Here is an 18,263-nt window from a genome sequence, read left to right on the forward strand (position 1 = left end):
GCGGGCAGGCGTCGAATCAAGGCGGCGCCGGGGCGCCGCGGGGAGGCTCAGGCACGGCCGCGGCGGGCCACCGGGGTGTTGCCGCCTTCGCCCAGGAACTTGCGCGGATTGACCGCCACGCCGTTCTTCCACACCTCGAAATGGACGTGGGCGCCGGTGGAGCGGCCGCTGGAACCGGCCTTGGCGACCTGCTGGCCGGCGCGCACCAGGTCGCCCACCTTCACCAGCAGGCGCGAATTGTGCGCATAGCGGGTGACGTAGTCGTTGCCGTGGTCCACCTCGACCACGTTGCCGTAGCCGTTGCGCACGCCGGCATAGCTCACCACGCCGTCGGCCACCGACAGCACCGGATCGCCGACGTTGGCATGGAAATCCAGGCCCTTGTGGTCGCCGATGCCGCGCCCGAACGGATCCACGCGGCGGCCGAAGCCGGAGGTGATGTAGCTGTTGCTCACCGGCGCGCGCGAGGGCACCGCGTTCTGCTCCAGCTGGTGGTCGAACAGCAGCGCCGAGAGCACGTCGAGCTGGCGCCCGGAGGCGGACAGCTGCTGGCCGAGCGCGCCCATGTCCTGCTTCAGGTCCTCCACCGGCATGTCGCGGACCGGCTCGTCGCCGCCGCCCACGCCGACCGGCTCGCTGAAGTCGAACTCGCCGTCCTGCAGCTGGCCGGCCTGGGTCAGCCGCTCGCCCAGCGCGTTCAGGCGCGTGGCCTGGGCCTGCAGCTCGCCCAGGCGCGCGGCCAGGGCGTTGACCTGCGCCTGCGAGGCCTGGTGCGATTGCGCCAGCGCCTGTTCCTGGCGGGCCAGCTCGTGGCGCAGGCGGGCGTTGTCGGCCAGGCCGATCCCGCCCATCAGGCCCATGCCCAGCAGCAGGCCGGCGCCGAGGGTGGCTCCCAATACCGCGCGCGGACGCTGGTCGGCCAGCTCCGCCAGGCGCGCGAGCAGGCCGTCCCCCCTTCCGTTCACACGCGACTTGATGACGATCTTCTTGTGGAATGCCATATTCGTTTCATGTCCAAGACCAAGACCAGCGACCGCGCCCCGTCCGTGCCCCGTCAGGCGCTGGAGGCACTGATGGCGGACAAGGCAGGCCATCCGCTGCACCGTGCCTTGCAGCTGCAGGCGCTGGACCGGCAACTGCGGCCCCACCTGCCCCCCGCGCTGGCCCGGCACTGCCGGCTGGCCAACGTCAGGGACGGTCAGCTCGTTTTTCTGGTCGACTCCCCCGTGTGGCATGCCAAGTTGCGGCTTGCCGAAGCGGGCATCCTCGACGCGGCCCGATCCCTCGGGCTGAAAGCTGCACGGGTGACCGCCAGGACAGCCCCGGCCGAGCTGCATTCCCCGATGCAGGCCGGCACGCAAGGCGGGCAACCCGTCTCCGCCGCGACGCTGGAGCATGTCCGGCGGACCTTGGCATCCCTGCAGGACGAAACGTCCGGATCCTGACCCGGCGATGTGGAAGGGCCGCGGGCGGCCGATCGACGGGACCCGGGAATCCTAGCCGGCGTGAAGGCCGCGTTAGTTAGCGAATCGCTAAATTCCCGTTAATCCAGAACGGTGCGATCGTTGCAATTCACACTTTCGTGTCCCGGCCACGCGCGGCAACCGGCGTTCCATACGCAATCCGCGCATGGCGTATCGGGAAGACAGGGAGATACCGGTGCCCGGCGCAACGCCGTCGGCCGCGCGGGCCTCAGGCGTAGGCGTACGACGGGGAGCCGTAGGCGACCGGGGGCGAGGCGCCGTCTGGCTCGAAGCTCACCCATTCCCAGGCATCGGCCTCGGCCAGCAGTGCGCGCACCAGCTTGTTGTTGAGGTCGTGGCCGGACTTGAAGGCGGTATAGGCGCCGAGCACCGGGCCGCCGGCCAGGTACAGGTCGCCGATGGCGTCGAGGATCTTGTGGCGCACGAACTCGTCGGCGAAGCGCAGGCCGTCGTCGTTGAGCACGCGGAACTCGTCGAGCACGATGGCGTTGTCCATCGAACCGCCCAGGCCCAGGTTGCGCTCGCGCATGTACTCCAGGTCGCGCATGAAGCCGAAAGTGCGCGCGCGCGCGATCTCGCGGATGTAGGCGGCGGTGGAGAACTCCAGCTCGGCATGCGACTGCTTGGCCGGGATCATCGGATGGTTGAAGCGGATGGTGAAGTCCAGCCTGAAGCCCTCGTAGGGCTCGAAGCGGGCGACCTTGTCGCCTTCGTGCACCTCGACCGGGCGCAGGATGCGGATGAAGCGCTTGGGCGCGTCCTGCTCGACGATCCCCGCCGACTGCAGCAGGAACACGAACGGGCCGGCCGAGCCGTCCATGATCGGCAGTTCCGCCGCCGACAGCTCGACGATGATGTTGTCGATGCCCAGCCCGGCCAGCGCCGACATCAGGTGCTCGACGGTCTGCACCTTGGCCGGCCCGACGCTCAGGCCGGTGCACAGCGTGGTCTCGGTGACCAGGTTGGCCCGTGCCGGCACCTCCACCACCGGGTCCAGGTCCACGCGGCGGAACACGATGCCGTGGTCCACGGGGGCCGGGCGCAGGGTCATGTAGACCTTGTTGCCGCTGTGCAGGCCCACGCCGGTGGCGCGGATCGTGGTCTTGAGGGTGCGTTGCTGGGTCATCGGGGGAAGTGTCGTCCTGTGCGCGCAGACGGGCGCTGAACAGCACTGCAGTCTATCACCGCGGGTCTGAACCGGCCGTCGCGGCCAGGGGCCCGGCAGTGGCCGGCGCCCGGAAAGACAAAAGCCTGCCGGGCCGCCAGACCCGGCAGGAAAAAGGTATCGCCCCCGGATGCGGACGGACAGGCCGCCCCCGGGGTTGCCACGACACCGCGACCGGACCGGCCACGGCAGGCGTCACGGCGCGACGGACGGATGGCCGGGCAAGCCATCCGCTTCGGGCCGGGCGCCGCGGCGGGCGGCGGCCCGCAGCGCGGGCCGCGCTCGCCGCCGACCGGTCAGTCGGCCTGGCGGCGCAGGAACGCAGGGATGTCCAGGTAGTCGCTGGGCAGCTCCGCCGCACCGGTGCCGGCAGCGCCGGTCGAGGCCGTCGCCGGCTCCGCGGCCGGGCGACGCAGGCCCAGGCCCACCGAACCGGTGGCGCGCGCGATCGCGTCCTCGCCCTCGAAGCCGGGGAACTCGGCCGCGCCGGTGGTGGCGTTGCGCACCAGCTTGATCGGCGCACGCTCGCCGGGACGCTGGCTCTGGCGGCTCACCGCGCGGTTCAGACCGGTGGCGACCACGGTCACCCGCACCTCGTCCTGCATGTCCGGGTCGAGCACGGTGCCGACCACCACGGTCGCGTCCTCGGAGGCGAAGCCGTCGACGGTGCGGCCGATCTCATCGAACTCGGCCATGGTGAAGTCCGGGCCGGCGGTGATGTTGACCAGGATGCCGTTGGCGCCGGCCAGGTTGACGTCGTCCAGCAGCGGGTTCTGGATCGCCGACTCGGCCGCGGCTTGGGCGCGGTCGTCGCCGCGCGCCGAACCGGTGCCCATCATCGCCAGGCCCATCTCGGACATGACGGTGCGCACGTCGGCGAAGTCCACGTTGATCAGGCCCGGGCGCACGATCAGGTCGGCGATGCCCTGCACCGCGCCCTGCAGCACGTCGTTGGCGGCGCGGAACGCCTGGATCATGGTGGCGTTGCGGCCGAGCACCGTGATCAGCTTCTCGTTGGGGATGGTGATCAGCGAGTCGCAGTGCTGGCTCAGCTCCTCGATGCCCTTGAGCGCGACCTGCATGCGCCGGCGGCCCTCGAACGGGAACGGCTTGGTGACCACCGCCACGGTCAGGATGCCCATCTCCTTGGCGATCTGCGCCACCACCGGCGCCGCGCCGGTGCCGGTGCCGCCGCCCATGCCGGCGGTGATGAACACCATGTCCGAGCCCTGCAGCGCATCCATGATGCGCTCGCGGTCCTCCAGCGCGGCCTGGCGGCCCACTTCCGGGTTCGCGCCTGCGCCCAGGCCCTTGGTCACGTTCTGGCCGAGCTGCAGCTGCAGCTTGGCGCCGCAGTTCTTGATCGCCTGCGAGTCGGTGTTGGCGGTGATGAACTCCACGCCGTCCACGTTGCTGGACACCATGTGCGCCACGGCGTTGCCGCCGCCGCCGCCCACGCCTACCACCTTGATCACCGCGTTGGGTGCCATCTTCTCGATCAGTTCGAAATGCGCCATGTCCGTTGTCCTCTTTCGTTGCCCTTCCGGCGGGGTGCCGGTGCCCGGGCGAGTGTTGTGGTGGTGCCGGTCACCCGGCGGTGTTGCGTTGTTGCCGTCGCTGCCTTGCGTGTCTTCTCCCTGCCCTCATCGGCGCGCCTGCCCTCAGAACGCGCCGCGATACCAGTCCCGCAGCCGCCTGAAGAGGCTGCCGGCCCGTCCGGTCGGCAGCGAGGGCCGACGCGGGTTGTCCAGTTGGCTGCCCATCAGCAGCAGGCCCACGCCGGTGGCATGCACCGGGTTGCCCACCACCTCGCCCAGCCCGGTGACGTGCTGCGGGATGCCCATGCGCACCGGCATCTGCAGCATTTCCTCGGCCAGCTCGACCACGCCTTCCATCTTCGAGGCGCCGCCGGTGAGCACCATGCCGGCGCGCACCAGTTCCTCGAAGCCGGAACGGCGCAGCTCGGCCTGCACCATCTCGAAGATCTCCTCGTAGCGGCCCTGCACCGCCTGCGCCAGCGAGGCGCGCGGCATCCGCCGCGGCGGGCGGTCGCCGACCGAGGGCACCTGGATCGATTCCTCGGCGGTGGCCAGCTGCGCCAGCGCGCAGGCGTAGCGCACCTTGATCTGCTCGGCCTCCGGGGTCGGCGTGCGCAGCATGTGGGCGATGTCGCTGGTGACGTGGTCGCCGGCGATCGGCAGCGAGGCGGTGTGGCAGATCGCGCCCTGCACGAACACCGCCAGGTCGGTGGTGCCGGCGCCCATGTCCACCAGCACCACGCCCAGCTCGCGCTCGTCGTCGGTCAGCACCGCCACCGAGGAGGCCAGCGAGGACAGCACCAGGTCGTCCACCTGCAGGCCGCAGCGCTGCACGCACTTGGTGATGTTCTGCGCCGCCGACTGCGCGCAGGTGACCAGGTGCGCGTGCACCTCCAGGCGCACGCCGGTCATGCCGACCGGATTGCGGATGCCTTCCTGCGAATCGTCGAGGACGTACTCGCGCGCGATCGCGTGCAGGATCCGCTGGTCGGCCGGGATCGCCACCGCCTTGGCGGCCTCCAGCACGCGGTCCAGGTCGCCCCAGGTGACCTCGCCCTCGCGGATCGGCTGGATGCCCTGGGAATTCTTGCACTGCACGTGGGCGCCGGAGATCGAGGCGTAGACCGAGCGGATCTCGCAGCCGGCCATCAGCTCGGCCTCCTCGACGGCGCGCTGGATCGACTGCACGGTCGACTCGATGTCCACGACGACGCCGCGCTTGAGCCCGCGCGAGTCGTGGGAGCCGATGCCGATCACCTCGATGGGGCTGCCGGGCGAATACTCGCCGACCAGCGCCACCACCTTGGAGGTGCCGATGTCCAGCCCGACGATCAGCGATTTGTCACCTTTGCGATTCATGTGGAGAAGCCGGGAATGGAAACGGAGGGGAAAAGGGCGCGCCGGGGCATCGCCCGGCGGGGAGCCAGCGCCAGGCGCGCGCCGCCGGCGACCGGGGCCGGCAGCGCCGGGCGCGGCGTCGCCGGCGGCCGGGCCGGTGCCGGGGCATTGCCCCACTGCAGGGTGAAGCCGTTGGTGTAGCGCAGGTCGGCGCGCTCGATCGGCTGCGCGTTGCCGAGCAGTTGCGGCAGCACCCGCGCGAATCGCGCCAGGCGCTCGCGCGCGTCGTCGCGGCCGACCACCACCTGGGTGCCGTTGCCCAGCTGCAGCGCCCAGCTGCCGCGGTCGTCGAGCACCAGCGAGACCACCTTCAGGCCGGTCGGCGCGAACAGCGCGCCGGCCTGGTTGTACAGCTCCACCACTTCGGCGCTGCGCGCGTCGGGCCCGCCCAAGTGCGGCAGGTCCACGTCCTTCAGCCCGGCCGGCACCGGGAACAGCCGGCCCTGTTCGGAAAGCATGCGGTCCGCGCCCCAGAAGGCGAAGGGACGATGCTCGACGACCCGCACCACCAGCATCCCGGGCCACTGCTTGCTGACCTGCGCCGACTCCACCCACGGCAGGCGCCGCACCGCGTCCTGGGCCTGGTCGAGCCGGACCGCGAAGTAGCCCGCGCGCGCGTACGGCATCACCGCCGCGCGGATCTGGTCGGCCTGCACCCGCTGCAGGTCGCCGCTCAGGCGCAACCGCGACAGCGGCCAGCGCTCGGCGCCGACCCAGCCGTTGAGCACGGCCACTACCGGCAGCGCCACCAGCGCCACCGCCAGCACCCAGGCGAGGATGCGCACGACCACGTTCATGCCGCGCCTCCCGCCGCCGCGGACGCGCGCGCGCGCCACCGCGGCCGTCCGGCGGCCGGGGCGTGCAGGCAGGGCGCGGGCATCCGCATCGTCATGCCGGCGTGGCCTCCCCGCGGTCGTGGAAGCCTTCGCTGCCCACCTGCTGGGACACCGCGCCGATGTCGCCGGCTCCCATCATCAGCAGCAGGTCGCCGTCCTTGAGCACGTCCGGCAGCACGTCCAGCAGCTCGCCGGCATGGCCGACCACCACCGGCTCGCTGCGGCCGCGCGCGCGGATCGCCCGCGCCAGCGACTTGGCGTCGGCACCGGGGATCGGCTGCTCGCCGGCCGGATAGACCTCGCTGAGCACCAGCGCGTCCGGCTCGCTGAGCACCGCGGCGAAGTTGTCGAACTGGTCGCGGGTGCGGGTATAGCGATGCGGCTGGAAGGCCAGCACCAGGCGCCGGTCCGGCCAGCCGCCGCGGGCGGCGGCGAACACCGCGGCCAGCTCGCGCGGGTGGTGGCCGTAGTCGTCGATCACGCGCACCGTGCCGCCCTGCGGCAGCGCCACCTCGCCCAGGTCGTTGAAGCGGCGGCCCACGCCGGCGAACCCGGCCAGGGCGCGGGCGATCGCCTCCGGTTCCACCCCCAGCTGCCAGCCCACGCCGGCCGCGGCCAGCGCGTTGAGCACGTTGTGCCGCCCCGGCAGCGCCAGCTCCACCGGCAGGCGCTCGCCACCCGGCAGGCACAGGGTGAAGTGCATGTGCGGGCCGCGCTGGACCACGTCCTCGGCGCGCACGTCGGCATTGCGGTCCAGGCCGTAGGTCATCACGTGGCGCGGCGTGGCGGCGGCCAGCTCGGCCACTTCCGGATCGTCCACGCACAGCACCGCCAGGCCGTAGAACGGCAGGCGCTGCAGGAATTCGGCGAACGCGGCCTTCACCCGGGCGAAGTCGTTGCCGTAGTTCTCCAGGTGGTCGGCGTCGATGTTGGTGACCACCGCCACCAGCGGGTTCAGGCGCAGGAAACTGCCGTCGCTCTCGTCGGCCTCGGCCACCAGCCACTGGCCGGTGCCCAGGCGCGCGTTGGCGCCGGCGGCGAGCAGCTGGCCGCCGATGACGAAGGTCGGGTCCAGCCCGCCCTCGCTGAGCACCGCCGCGGTCAGGCTGGTGGTGGTGGTCTTGCCGTGGGTGCCGGCCACGGCGATGCCGCGGCGGAACCGCATCAGCTCGGCCAGCATCGCCGCGCGCGGCATGATCGGGATGCGCTGGCTGCGCGCCTCCATCAGCTCGGGGTTGTCGGCCTTGATCGCGCTGGAGACGACCACGCAGTCGGTGCCCAGCACGTTGGAGGCGTTGTGCCCGCGCATGATGCGCGCGCCCAGCCGCGCCAGGCGGCGGGTGGCGGCGTTGTCGGCGTTGTCCGAGCCGGACACCTCGTAGCCCAGGGTCAGCATGACCTCGGCGATGCCGCTCATGCCGGTGCCGCCGATGCCGACGAAGTGCACGCGCGGGAACGCCTTGACCGAATCCTCGGTGTCGCGCAGGCGGCGGATCACCGGGCACCTCCCGGGGTAGCGGCGAGCGGGGAAGCCACGGCGCCGGACGCGTCGCGCGCCTGGCCGTTGCCCTTGTCTGCGTGCATCGGTTGCGATTCCTGCTGTGGGTCCTGGGGATGTCCGTCGCCGATCCCGGAACCGCCACCGGCGGCCTCGGCGAGCACGATGTCGGCGATGCGCTCGGCCGCGTCGGTACGCGCCAGCGCGCGCGCCGCGTCGGCCATGGCCAGGCGTCGCGCCGGATCGGCGGCCAGCGCGCGCAGCAGCGGCTGCAGGTGCGCGGCGAGCGTGGCGTCCTGGCGCAGCAGCACGGCCGCGCCATGCTCGACCAGGTACTCGGCGTTGCGGGTCTGGTGATCGTCCACCGCCGCGGCGAAGGGCACCAGCACGCTGCCGATGCCGGCCGCGCACAGCTCGGCCAGGGTCGATGCGCCGGCGCGGCACACCACCAGGTCGGCCCAGGCGTAGGCGGCGGCCATGTCGGCGATGAACGGTTCGACCTGCACGTCCAGGCCGGCCGCGGCGTAGGCGGCGCGCGCCTCGCCGGCCAGCGCCTGGCCGCACTGGTGGCGCACCTGCAGCGGCACCTCGCGCAGGCCGGCCAGCGCAGTGGGCAGTGCGTCGTTGAGCACGCGCGCGCCCTGGCTGCCGCCGAGCACCAGCAGGCGCATGGGGCCCTGGCGCCCGGCCAGGCGCGTGGCCGGCGGCGCCAGCGCGGCGATTTCCGCGCGGACCGGGTTGCCCACCGCCTCCTCGCGGCCGGGGAAGCTGCCCGGGAAGCCGGTCAGCACGCGCCGCGCGAAGCGCGACAGCACCTTGTTGGTCATGCCCGGGGCGCGATTCTGCTCGTGCACCACCAGCGGCAGGCCGCACAGGCGCGCGGCCAGGCCGCCGGGACCGGCGGCGAAGCCGCCGAAGCTGACCACCGCGCGCGGCCGGCGGCGGCGGATCACCGCCATCGCCGCACGCACCGCGCGCGCCACGCGCAACGGCGCGCCCAGCAGCGCCAGCGCGCCCTTGCCACGCAGGCCGGCGATGTCCAGCGTATCGATCTCGATGCCGTGCTCGGGCACCAGGCGGGTCTCCATCTTGCCGGTCGCGCCCAGCCACACCACCGGCACGCCGCGCGCGCGCAGCACCGCGGCCACGGCCAGGCCGGGGAAGATGTGCCCGCCGGTGCCGCCGGCGAGGATCATCACCGGGCGGGTGTCGCGGGATGCCGGGCCGTTCATGCCAGCCTCCCCAGGGTCGGCTCGACCCGTTCGCGGCCGCCGCGCACACCGCGCAGCGCCGCCGAGACCGGATTGGCGGCCACCGCCGGGCGCGCCGCGACCTCGGGCCGCACCGGCACGGGCGCGGGCGCCGCCGGGGCGGCCGGCGCATGCGGCGGCTCGGTCGCCGGGGCCGGACCGGGCACCATGCCGTCGTTGCGCAGGCGCGCGATCTGGGTGGCGCGGTCGAGTTCGTAGGACACGCGCAGCAGCAGGCCGACGGCCGCGCAGGTCATCATCACCGAGGAGCCGCCCGAGGAGATCAGCGGCAGGGTCAGTCCCTTGGTCGGCAGGATGCCCAGGTTCACGCCCACCGAGACGAAGGCCTGCATGGCGATCCACAGGCCGATGCCGAAGGCGATGTAGCCGGAGAAGTGGCGGCGCATCTCCACGCACTTCATGCCCAGCCAGAACGCCCGGCCCACCAGCAGCGCGTACAGGCCGACCACCGCGCATACGCCGACGAAGCCCATTTCCTCGGCGATCACCGAGAAGATGAAGTCGGTGTGCGATTCGGGCAGGTAGTTGAGCTTCTGCACCGAGGCGCCCAGGCCGACCCCGCTCCAGCCGCCGCGGCCGATCGCCATCAGCGCGTTGGACAGCTGGTAGCCCGAGCCGAGCTGGTCGGCCCACGGGTCCAGGAACGAGGTGACGCGGCGCATGCGGTAGGGCTCGAACACCACCAGCGCCACCAGCGCCGGCAACAGCGCCAGCACCGGCATGGACATGCGCGGCAGGTTGGCCCCGCCCAGAACCAGCATGCCGGCGGTGATGCCCAGCAGCAGCGTGGAGGAGCCGAAGTCCGGCTGCATCAGCAGCAGCGCGATCAGCGCCAGGGCCACGCCGATCGCCTTGACCAGCGCCCCCCAGGTGGCGTTGACGTCGTCGCGGAAGCGCACCAGGTAGCTGGCCAGCCAGACGATGTACAGCACCTTCACCGCCTCCACCGTCTGGAACCGGGTCAGGCCCAGGTTGATCCAGCGGCGGGCGCCGTTGACGCTGCTGCCCAGGCCCGGGATGAACACCACCAGCAGCAGCAGGAAGCAGGCCAGCAGCAGCACCTGGTTGTACTTCTCGATGCTGCGCAGGTCGGTGCGCGCCGCCCACCAGGCCAGGCCCACGCCGATGCCCAGCGAGACCAGGTGGCGGGTCAGGTAGTAGAACGGGCTGGCGGTCAGCTCGATCGAGGCCGAGGCCACCATCACCACGCCCAGCGAGGCCAGCGCCACGGCGGCGCCCAGTACCCACAGGTCGTAGCGGCCGCGGATCGCGTCGATGGGGGTGGCCTGGCGCGGCATGTCGTTCATCAGCGCACCTTCAACGTCGCCAGGCCGACGAGCACGAGCACCACCGAGATGATCCAGAAGCGCACGATCACGCGCGGCTCGGGCCAGCCCTTGAGCTCGAAGTGGTGGTGGATCGGCGCCATGCGGAACACGCGCTTGCCGGTCAGCTTGAAGCTGGCCACCTGGATCATCACCGACAGCGTCTCGATCACGAACAGCCCGCCCATGATCACCAGCACCAGCTCCTGGCGCACGATCACGGCCATGGTGCCGAGCACCGCGCCCAGCGCCAGCGCGCCGATGTCGCCCATGAACACCATCGCCGGGTAGGTGTTGAACCACAGGAAGCCCAGGCCCGCCCCGGCGATGGCCGAGCACACGATCACCAGTTCGCCCGCGCCGGGGATGAAGGGGATCTTCAGGTAGCTGGAGAACAGGATGTTGCCCGAGGCATAGGCGAACACGCCCAGCGCGCAGGCCACCAGCACGGTGGGCATGATCGCCAGCCCGTCCAGGCCGTCGGTGAGGTTGACCGCGTTGGAGAAGCCGACGATCCAGAAATAGGCGATCACCACGAAGCTCACCCCGGCCAGCGGCAGCGCCACCGACTTGAACAGCGGGATGTAGAAGGTGTGCGCGGCCTGCACGTCGGCGGTGTGGTACAGGAACAGCGCCGCGGCCACGCCGAAGATCGACTGCAGCAGGTACTTCCAGCGCGACTTCAGGCCGTTGGGATCGCGGCGCACGATCTTGATCCAGTCGTCGTACCAGCCGATCGCGCCGTAGCACAGCATCACCCCGAGCAGCAGCCACACGTAGCGGTTGCGCAGGTCGGCCCACAGCAGCACCGAGACGGTGACCGTGGACAGGATCAGGCCGCCGCCCATGGTCGGGGTGCCGGCCTTGGAGAAGTGGGTCTTGGGCCCGTCCTGGCGGATCGGCTGGCCGCCCTTGAGCTGGGCCAGGCGGCGGATCGCGTACGGCCCCCACCACAGCGACAGGAACAGGGCGGTCAGCGCGGCGAGGATGCCGCGGAACGTCAGATAGTTGAACAGCCCGAACAGGCTCTCCAGTTGTTGCAGCCAGCGGGCCAGCTCAAGCAGCATCGGCGGGGTCCCCATCGCGCGCCAGCAGCGCGCTCACGATCTTGTCCATGGCACTGCCGCGCGAGCCCTTGACCAGGCAGCGCACGCCAGCGTGAAGTTCGTCGCCCAGCGCGCGCGCCAGCGCGTCGTGCGACTCGAAAGCGCGGCCGCCCTCGCCGAACGCGGCGGCTGCCGCCGCGGCCAGCGGCCCCAACGCGTACAGGCGGGCGATGCCGGCGCGGCGCGCGTGGCGGCCGGCCTCGGCATGCAGCGCCGGCGCGTCCGGGCCCAGCTCGCGCATGTCGCCCAGCACCAGCCAGGCCTGCCCGCCGGCGGCGGCCAGCGTGTCGATGGCGGCGGCCAGCGAACCGGGGTTGGCGTTGTAGCTGTCGTCCACCAGCACCGCGCCCGAGCGCAGCACGTGCGCGGCCTGGCGCCCGGCCACCGGGCGCGCGTCGCCGAGTCCGGCGGCCACGTCGGCCAGCGGGATGCCCGCGGCCAGCGCCAGCGAGGCCGCGGCCAGGGCATTGCCCACGTTGTGGCGCCCGGGCAGGTGCAGCGCGACCTCGGCCTCGCCTTCCGGCGCCACCAGCACGAAGCGCGAGCCATCGCCGTCGGCCGCGATCGCGCGTGCGCCGGTCTCGGCGCTGGCGTCCAGGGCGAAACGGCGCAGGCCGCGGCCGGCGGCGACGGTCTGCTCGAACCACAGGCCGAAGGCATCGTCGGCGTTGATCACCGCGGTGCCGTCCAGCGGCAGCGCCTGGTAGATCGCGCCCTTGGTCCGGGCCACGCCGAGCAGGCTGCCCATGCGCTCCAGGTGCGCCGGGGCGACGTTGTTGACCAGCGCGTAGTGCGGTACCGCGATGGCGGTGAGGTAGGCGATGTCGCCGGGCTTGCCCGCGCCCATCTCGTAGACGGCGAAATCGGCGTCCTCGGGCGCGTCGATCACCGCCAGCGGCAGGCCGATCTCGTTGTTGCGGTTGCCGGGCGTGGCGTAGACCACCGCGCCGCTGCGCGCGGCGGCATAGCGCAGGATCGCCAGCAGCAGGGTCTTGACGCTGGTCTTGCCGTTGGAGCCGGTGATGGCGAACACCCGGGTGGCGCGGTCGCGCTGCATCGCCGCGGCGATGCGCGCCAGCGCCTGCTGGGTGTCGGCCACCACCACCTGCGGCAGTTCCACGGTGGCCAGCAGGTGATCGACCAGCAGCGCGCTGGCGCCGCGCGCGGCCGCCCCGGCGGCGAAGGCATGGCCGTCCAGGTGCTCGCCGCGCAGGGCCACGTACAGGCTGCCCGGGGCCAGCGTCCGGGTATCGTTGGACACCGCGTCGATCACGGTGTCATCGCCGTGCAGGGTGCCGTCGGCCCAGTGCGCGATCAGCGACAGCGGCGTGCTCCTCATCGCGCCACCTCCGCACCGGCGCCGGCGCGCGCCTGCAGCGCCGCGGTGGCCACCGCGGTGTCGTCGAAGGGATGCCTGGTGCCGGCCACGTCCTGGTAGGGCTCGTGGCCCTTGCCGGCGATCAGCACGATGTCCTCGGCCCCGGCCTGGCCGATGGCCTGGGCGATGGCCGCGGCGCGGTCGCGCTGCACGGCAACTGCAGCGTGGCGCGGCGCTCCTTCGCGTCCTGCGACCGCACCGCTTGCGCATCCATGCGCGGCGAAACCGGCGACGATGTCGGCGACGATGGCATCGCCGTCCTCGTGGCGCGGGTTGTCGTCGGTGACGATCACGCAGTCGGCCAGGCGCTCGGCGATGGCCGCCATCTGCGGGCGCTTGCCGGCGTCGCGCTCGCCGCCGCAGCCGAACACGCACAGCAGGCGGCCGGCGGCGTGGGCACGCAGGCCCTGCAGGGCCTGCGCCAGCGCGTCGGGGGTATGGGCATAGTCCACCACCACCAGCGGCAGGCCGTCCTCGCCGCCGAGGCGGTTCATGCGCCCGCGGATCGGCTGCAGCTGCGGCAGCAGCGCGGCGATTTGCGCGGCCGGTACCGCCAGCGCATGCAGCACCCCGGCCACCGCCAGCAGGTTGTCGACGTTGAAATGGCCCAGCAGCGGCGAGCGCACCCGCTGGCGCTGCCCGGCGATGGACAGCTCGAAGGCGATGCCGCGGTTGTCCAGCGCCAGGGCGGAGGCAGCGACATCCGCGCCGGCGGCGCCGGCGGCGCTGACGCCGACCACCGGCAGGCGCTCGCGCAGGCCCGCGGCCAGCTCGCGGCCGAAGGCGTCGTCGAGGTTGACCACCGCGGCCTTCAGGCCCGGCATGGCGAACAGGCGGGCCTTGGCCGCGCCGTAGGCCTGCATGGTGTGGTGGTAGTCCAGGTGGTCGCGGGTGAGGTTGGTGAACACCGCCACGTCGAAGTGCACCCCGTCCACCCGGCCCTGGTCGAGCGCGTGCGAACTGACCTCCATGGCCACCGCCTGCGCGCCGCGCGCGCGCAGGCCGGCGAGCATGGCGTGCACCTGCGACACCTGCGGGGTGGTGAACCCGGTGGGCTCGAGCTGGCCGTACAGGCCCACGCCGAGCGTGCCCAGGGTGGCGCTGCGCAGCCCCAACCGGTGCCAGGCCTGGGCCAGCAGCTGCACGGTGGAGGTCTTGCCGTTGGTGCCGGTCACCCCGACCACGGTCATCGCCTGCGAGGGCTGGCCATGGAAGGCGTCGGCCAGCGCGCCCAGGCGGGCGCGCAGCCCGGGCACGGCGATGGCATCGGCCGGCACCGCCAGGCCCGCCGGTGCCGGCGGCTCGAACAGGATCGCGGCCGCGCCGCGCTCGCGCGCCTGCGCGGCGAAGGCCAGGCCGTGGTGGCCGAAGCCCGCCAGCGCGACGAAGGCATCGCCCGGGTGCAGCATGCGGCTGTCCTGGGACAGGCCGGACACCGCCACGCCGTGCGCGGCGGCGACGTCGGGCAGCAGGCGGCCGAGGTCGACGGCGCTCATTGGCGCACCTCCGCCGGGGCGTCCAACGGCGGCGGCGGCGGCTCGGCGGCGGCGTGGACCGGCGCCGGCAGCGCCGCCTCGATCTCGGTGGCCGCATCGACGGTGTCCACCGCCGCGGCCTCGTCGGCGGCGGTCGGCTTGGGCACGGCCTGGCCGGTCTTGCCGGCGGCCTGCGCCGCCAGCCAGGACTGGATGTCGTCCGGCGGCACGTCCATCAGCCGCAGCGCGCCGTCCATCACGCTGTGGTACACGGGCGCGGACACCAGGCCGCCGTAGTACTTGCCGGCCTGCGGATCGTTGATGACGATCACCGTGGCGAAGCGCGGGCGGCTGGCCGGCACCAGGCCGGCGAACAGCGCGTTGTAGTGGCCGCGCTCGTAGCCGCCGGGCCCGGCCTTGCGCGCGGTGCCGGTCTTGCCGGCGACGTGGTAGCCGAGGATCGCCGCGCCCTTGGCGCCGCCCTGGGTGACCACGGTCTCCATCATCCGCACCACTTCGGTGGCGATCTTCGGGTCCAGCACCTGCGGGGCCGGCTCGTGCTGGCCCTTGACGAAGGTCGGCGTGACCAGCTTGCCGCCGTTGCCGAGCATCGAGTAGGCGCGCGCGATCTGCAGCGGCGTCACCGACAGGCCGTAGCCGTAGGCCATGGTGGTCTTGGAAGTGCCGCTCCAGCGCGCCGGCGAGGCCAATACGCCGGCCGACTCGCCGGGGAAGCCGCTGTGCGGCGAGGCGCCGTAGCCGAAGCTGCGCACCGTGTTGTAGAACGTCGCGTCGGGCACCTTGGCCACGATCTTGGCGGCGCCGACGTTGGAACTGCGGGTGATCACCCCGGTGACGTTGAGCACGCCGTTGTTGCGCGGCACGTCGCGGATGGTGAAGCGCCCCAGGGTCAGGAAGCCGGGGTTGGTATCGATGATGGTGTCCGGGGTGACCACCCCGGCCTGCAGCGCGGTGGCCACGGTCAGCGGCTTCATCGTCGAGCCCGGCTCGACCAGGTCGGTCACCGCGCGGTTGCGGCGCGTGTCCGGCGCCGCGCCGACCACCGCGTTCGGGTTGTAGGTCGGCAGGTTGACCATGGCCAGGACCTCGCCGGTGGCCACGTCCATGACCACGATCGAACCGCCGGCGGCCTTGTTCTCCACCAGCGCGTTGCGCAGCTCCTTGTAGGCCAGGAACTGGATGCGCCGGTCGATGCTCAGGGTCAGGTCCTTGCCCGGCTGCGACGGTCGCACCAGGTCCACGCTCTCCACGATCGCCCCGCGCGCGTCGCGCACCACCTTCTTGCTGCCGGCCTTGCCGCGCAGCCAGCTGTCGAAGGCCAGTTCCAGGCCTTCCTGGCCGCGGTCGTCGATGTTGGTGAAGCCCAGCACGTGGGCCATCGCCTCGCCCTGGGGATAGAAGCGGCGGAACTCGCGCTGCGAGAACACCCCGGGGATGCCCAGCGCCAGGACCTTGTGCGCGGTATCCGGGTTCATGCGCCGCTTGAGGTAGACGAACTCCTTGTCCGACTTCTGCGACAGGCGCGCGGTCAGCGTATCGGCGGGCAGGTCCAGCGCGGCAGCCAGCTGCGGAATCCGGTCCGGCGCCTTGAGCAGTTCCTGCGGATTGGCCCAGATCGATTCCACCGGCGTGGACACCGCCAGCGGCTCGCCGTTGCGGTCGGTGATCATGCCGCGCGAGGTCGGAATCGGCAGCTCGCGCAGGTAGCGCGCCTCGCCCTGGCGCAGGTAGAAGTCGCTGTTGACCAGCTGCACGTAGGCGGCGCGGCCGATCAGGGTGACCGAGCACAGGCCGAGCGCGGCGCCGACCAGCATGACCCGGCCCTGGAGGTTGAAGCTGCTGCGGGCGCGGTTGCGTGCGGCCTTCTTCATGGGCGCACCACCACGATGTCGGCCGCCTCGGGGAACTTCATCCCCAGGCGCTCGCGCGCGACCTGGTCGACGCGGTTGGCCTCGGCCCAGGTCGCCTGCTCCAGCTGCAACCGGCCGAACTCGATGTTCAGCTCGTCGCGCTCGCGCTCGAGCTTGGACAGCTGCACGAACAACTCGCGGTGGCGATGGCGCATGTAGACCACGCCGATGGCGGAAGCCACGGTGCAGGCAAGCAGGACGACGAGCAGCAGGCGGCTCATCGGGCACCCCCGCGTGCCGGCGCCGGCGCCCGGGCACCGCCCGGGGCCGGCCGGCCGACGCCCGTCCGCGCGGCGCCGGCATCGCCTTCGTACCCGCCGCTGCCCGGCCGGCCGTCGGCATCGAGCTTCACTGCCACGCGCAGCACCGCGCTGCGCGCACGCGGGTTGGCGGCCAGCTCGGCCTCGTCGGCCTTGATCGCCCCGCCGACGGCACCCAGCGTCGGCACGAAGGCCTGGGTTTCCGGCAGCCGGCGATTGGCCGGCGGCGCCTTGGCGTGGCGGGCGATGAACTGCTTGACGATGCGGTCTTCCAGCGAGTGGAAGCTGATCACCGCCAGCCGTCCGCCCGGTTTCAGCGCGGCCAGGGCGGCGTCGAGCCCGGCTTCCAGGTCGGCCAGCTCGCGGTTGATGTGGATGCGGATGGCCTGGAAGCTGCGCGTGGCCGGATGGATCTTGTCCTTGCCGCGCGGCATCACCGAGGCGATCAGCTCGGCCAGCTGCGCGGTGCGCGCGAGCGGCTGCTCGGCGCGACGGGCGACGATGGCGCGGGCGATGCGGCGGCTGAGCTTCTCCTCGCCGTAGGTCCACAGCACGTCGGCGATCTCGCGCTCGGAGGCCTGCGCCAGCCACTGCGCCGCGCTCTGCCCGGACTCGGGGTCCATGCGCATGTCCAGCGGGCCGTCCTTGCCGAAGGAGAAGCCTCGCTCGGCCACGTCCAGCTGCGGCGAGGACACGCCCAGGTCGAACAGGATGCCGTCCAGCGCGCGGGCCTGGTCCCAGTCGCCGAGCGCGGCGAAGCTGCCGCGCCGGATCGACACGCGAGGGTCGGCAGCAAACGCCTGTTCGGCCACCGCGATCGCTTCGGGATCCTTGTCCATCAGCAGCAACCGGCCTCCCGTGCCGAGTCGTTCCAGCACCCCGCGCGCGTGTCCGCCACGCCCGAAGGTGCCGTCCAGGTAACGTCCGTTTTCGATCACCTTCAGTTCGTCCATGACCTGCGCGTACAGCACCGGCAGATGGGCCATCGACGCGACCGGCAGCTGGGGCGCCGCGAGGTGACCGGCCTGCGCCTTGCCGCGCATCCGGGCACCCCGGCTCACAACCTCAGGTCGAGCAGGTCCCCGCCCAGATCCGCATCGGACAAGGTCCGCTGGATCAGTTCGCGGTGAGCCTGCTCGCTCCAGAGTTCGAATTTCTCTCCCATGCCCAGCAGCACGGCCTTCTTCTCCAGGCCCACCGCGGCGCGGTGGCTGGGGGGGAGGGTGATGCGGCAGTTGCCGTCCAGTTCCAGCACCGAGGAGGAACCGACCAGCTTCTGCTGCAGGATCCGCACGGTTCCGTTCAGGTTGGGGCGGGCCATGACATCGTCACGCACCCGCTCCCACTCCTGCAGGGCGTACAGCCACAGGCAGCCCCGCTCGAACGGGTTGTAGGTCAGCACCAGGCGGTTGCCCGCACGCGCGACGAGGTCGCGATACGCGGTCGGCACCGCCATTCGCCCCTTGTCGTCGATCGTGATGGCGGTCTCGCCCTGGAACACGGCGCCTGCTTCTCCCGAAATTCACCGGAGTCAACATTGAACCACGAAAAACCACAAAAAACCCGGTTTTCCCTCGGATGCCCACCTTAGCAGCGGA

16 protein-coding genes are annotated in these 18,263 nt (G+C 72.2%); 1 reads left to right on the forward strand and 15 read right to left on the reverse strand.

The window, feature by feature from the left end:
* Positions 1-47 precede the first annotated feature (47 nt).
* Positions 48-1,001 carry a M23 family metallopeptidase gene (locus BN3794_RS13270; RefSeq protein WP_066097962.1) on the reverse strand — a complete coding sequence of 318 codons (954 nt, stop codon included), beginning with the start codon at positions 999-1,001 and terminating at the stop codon, positions 48-50.
* Between BN3794_RS13270 and BN3794_RS13275 the strand changes: the two genes are divergently transcribed.
* A complete protein-coding gene (locus BN3794_RS13275) occupies positions 1,002-1,445 on the forward strand; it encodes a DciA family protein (RefSeq protein ID WP_187128078.1) in 444 nt (147 codons plus the stop codon).
* Positions 1,446-1,692: 247 nt separating this feature from the next.
* On the opposite strand, the gene lpxC is transcribed toward BN3794_RS13275, so the two are convergent.
* The 14 genes from lpxC to BN3794_RS13345 all read right to left on the reverse strand — a co-directional run bounded on the left by lpxC (position 1,693) and on the right by BN3794_RS13345 (position 18,166).
* Positions 1,693-2,610 carry a UDP-3-O-acyl-N-acetylglucosamine deacetylase gene (gene lpxC / locus BN3794_RS13280; protein ID WP_066097966.1) on the reverse strand — a complete coding sequence of 306 codons (918 nt, stop codon included), beginning with the start codon at positions 2,608-2,610 and terminating at the stop codon, positions 1,693-1,695.
* Between the two features lie 335 nt (positions 2,611-2,945).
* On the reverse strand, positions 2,946-4,166 hold the full coding sequence (ftsZ, locus tag BN3794_RS13285; RefSeq protein WP_066097969.1) for a cell division protein FtsZ: 1,221 nt from the start codon (positions 4,164-4,166) through the stop codon (positions 2,946-2,948).
* Between the two features lie 144 nt (positions 4,167-4,310).
* Positions 4,311-5,546, reverse strand: coding sequence for a cell division protein FtsA (gene ftsA / locus BN3794_RS13290; RefSeq protein WP_066097971.1), 1,236 nt, complete (start codon positions 5,544-5,546; stop codon positions 4,311-4,313).
* Positions 5,543-6,382, reverse strand: a complete 840-nt coding sequence (locus BN3794_RS13295; protein ID WP_066097973.1) for a cell division protein FtsQ/DivIB — start codon at positions 6,380-6,382, stop codon at positions 5,543-5,545. The genes ftsA and BN3794_RS13295 overlap by 4 nt, the downstream gene beginning before the upstream one ends.
* Positions 6,383-6,473: 91 nt before the next feature.
* Complete coding sequence (gene murC / locus BN3794_RS13300) at positions 6,474-7,919, reverse strand: UDP-N-acetylmuramate--L-alanine ligase (RefSeq protein WP_066097975.1); 1,446 nt, start codon at positions 7,917-7,919, stop codon at positions 6,474-6,476.
* Positions 7,916-9,151 (reverse strand): undecaprenyldiphospho-muramoylpentapeptide beta-N-acetylglucosaminyltransferase, encoded by a 1,236-nt coding sequence (murG, locus tag BN3794_RS13305; RefSeq protein WP_066097977.1) that lies wholly within the window; start codon positions 9,149-9,151, stop codon positions 7,916-7,918. The genes murC and murG overlap by 4 nt, the downstream gene beginning before the upstream one ends.
* Entirely contained in the window at positions 9,148-10,497 is a 1,350-nt protein-coding gene (gene ftsW / locus BN3794_RS13310; protein WP_066097979.1) for a putative lipid II flippase FtsW, read from the reverse strand. Before ftsW ends, murG begins: the two co-directional genes overlap by 4 nt.
* A complete protein-coding gene (gene mraY / locus BN3794_RS13315; RefSeq protein ID WP_066098897.1) occupies positions 10,497-11,582 on the reverse strand; it encodes a phospho-N-acetylmuramoyl-pentapeptide-transferase in 1,086 nt (361 codons plus the stop codon). Before mraY ends, ftsW begins: the two co-directional genes overlap by 1 nt.
* Entirely contained in the window at positions 11,572-12,960 is a 1,389-nt protein-coding gene (locus tag BN3794_RS13320; protein WP_066097981.1) for a UDP-N-acetylmuramoyl-tripeptide--D-alanyl-D-alanine ligase, read from the reverse strand. The genes mraY and BN3794_RS13320 overlap by 11 nt, the downstream gene beginning before the upstream one ends.
* Positions 12,957-14,495 carry a UDP-N-acetylmuramoyl-L-alanyl-D-glutamate--2,6-diaminopimelate ligase gene (locus tag BN3794_RS13325; protein WP_066097983.1) on the reverse strand — a complete coding sequence of 513 codons (1,539 nt, stop codon included), beginning with the start codon at positions 14,493-14,495 and terminating at the stop codon, positions 12,957-12,959. Before BN3794_RS13325 ends, BN3794_RS13320 begins: the two co-directional genes overlap by 4 nt.
* Positions 14,492-16,366: a peptidoglycan D,D-transpeptidase FtsI family protein gene (locus BN3794_RS13330; RefSeq protein ID WP_066097985.1), complete on the reverse strand. Its 1,875-nt coding sequence runs from the start codon at positions 16,364-16,366 to the stop codon at positions 14,492-14,494. The genes BN3794_RS13325 and BN3794_RS13330 overlap by 4 nt, the downstream gene beginning before the upstream one ends.
* On the reverse strand, positions 16,363-16,626 hold the full coding sequence (ftsL, locus tag BN3794_RS13335) for a cell division protein FtsL (protein ID WP_066097987.1): 264 nt from the start codon (positions 16,624-16,626) through the stop codon (positions 16,363-16,365). The genes BN3794_RS13330 and ftsL overlap by 4 nt, the downstream gene beginning before the upstream one ends.
* Complete coding sequence (rsmH, locus tag BN3794_RS13340) at positions 16,623-17,708, reverse strand: 16S rRNA (cytosine(1402)-N(4))-methyltransferase RsmH (RefSeq protein WP_078059756.1); 1,086 nt, start codon at positions 17,706-17,708, stop codon at positions 16,623-16,625. The genes ftsL and rsmH overlap by 4 nt, the downstream gene beginning before the upstream one ends.
* Positions 17,709-17,722: 14 nt before the next feature.
* The gene (locus BN3794_RS13345) at positions 17,723-18,166 is read right to left on the reverse strand and encodes a division/cell wall cluster transcriptional repressor MraZ (protein WP_066097989.1); all 444 of its coding nucleotides are present in this window, start codon (positions 18,164-18,166) and stop codon (positions 17,723-17,725) included.
* Between the last annotated feature and the right edge of the window lie 97 nt (positions 18,167-18,263).

The sequence above is a fragment of the Xanthomonas massiliensis genome (assembly GCF_900018785.1).
Lineage (GTDB): Bacteria > Pseudomonadota > Gammaproteobacteria > Xanthomonadales > Xanthomonadaceae > Xanthomonas_B > Xanthomonas_B massiliensis.

What these genes read in the sequence shown, in the direction of transcription:
- BN3794_RS13330 (WP_066097985.1), bottom strand. Translation starts at nt 16,366, where the DNA reads ATGAAGAAGGCCGCACGCAACCGCGCCCGCAGCAGCTTCAACCTCCAG.
- ftsW (WP_066097979.1), bottom strand. Translation starts at nt 10,497, where the DNA reads ATGAACGACATGCCGCGCCAGGCCACCCCCATCGACGCGATCCGCGGC.
- murG (WP_066097977.1), bottom strand. Translation starts at nt 9,151, where the DNA reads ATGAACGGCCCGGCATCCCGCGACACCCGCCCGGTGATGATCCTCGCC.
- ftsL (WP_066097987.1), bottom strand. Translation starts at nt 16,626, where the DNA reads ATGAGCCGCCTGCTGCTCGTCGTCCTGCTTGCCTGCACCGTGGCTTCC.
- lpxC (WP_066097966.1), bottom strand. Translation starts at nt 2,610, where the DNA reads ATGACCCAGCAACGCACCCTCAAGACCACGATCCGCGCCACCGGCGTG.
- mraY (WP_066098897.1), bottom strand. Translation starts at nt 11,582, where the DNA reads ATGCTGCTTGAGCTGGCCCGCTGGCTGCAACAACTGGAGAGCCTGTTC.
- BN3794_RS13295 (WP_066097973.1), bottom strand. Translation starts at nt 6,382, where the DNA reads ATGAACGTGGTCGTGCGCATCCTCGCCTGGGTGCTGGCGGTGGCGCTG.
- ftsZ (WP_066097969.1), bottom strand. Translation starts at nt 4,166, where the DNA reads ATGGCGCATTTCGAACTGATCGAGAAGATGGCACCCAACGCGGTGATC.
- BN3794_RS13270 (WP_066097962.1), bottom strand. Translation starts at nt 1,001, where the DNA reads ATGGCATTCCACAAGAAGATCGTCATCAAGTCGCGTGTGAACGGAAGG.
- BN3794_RS13320 (WP_066097981.1), bottom strand. Translation starts at nt 12,960, where the DNA reads ATGAGGAGCACGCCGCTGTCGCTGATCGCGCACTGGGCCGACGGCACC.
- ftsA (WP_066097971.1), bottom strand. Translation starts at nt 5,546, where the DNA reads ATGAATCGCAAAGGTGACAAATCGCTGATCGTCGGGCTGGACATCGGC.
- BN3794_RS13325 (WP_066097983.1), bottom strand. Translation starts at nt 14,495, where the DNA reads ATGAGCGCCGTCGACCTCGGCCGCCTGCTGCCCGACGTCGCCGCCGCG.
- rsmH (WP_078059756.1), bottom strand. Translation starts at nt 17,708, where the DNA reads ATGCGCGGCAAGGCGCAGGCCGGTCACCTCGCGGCGCCCCAGCTGCCG.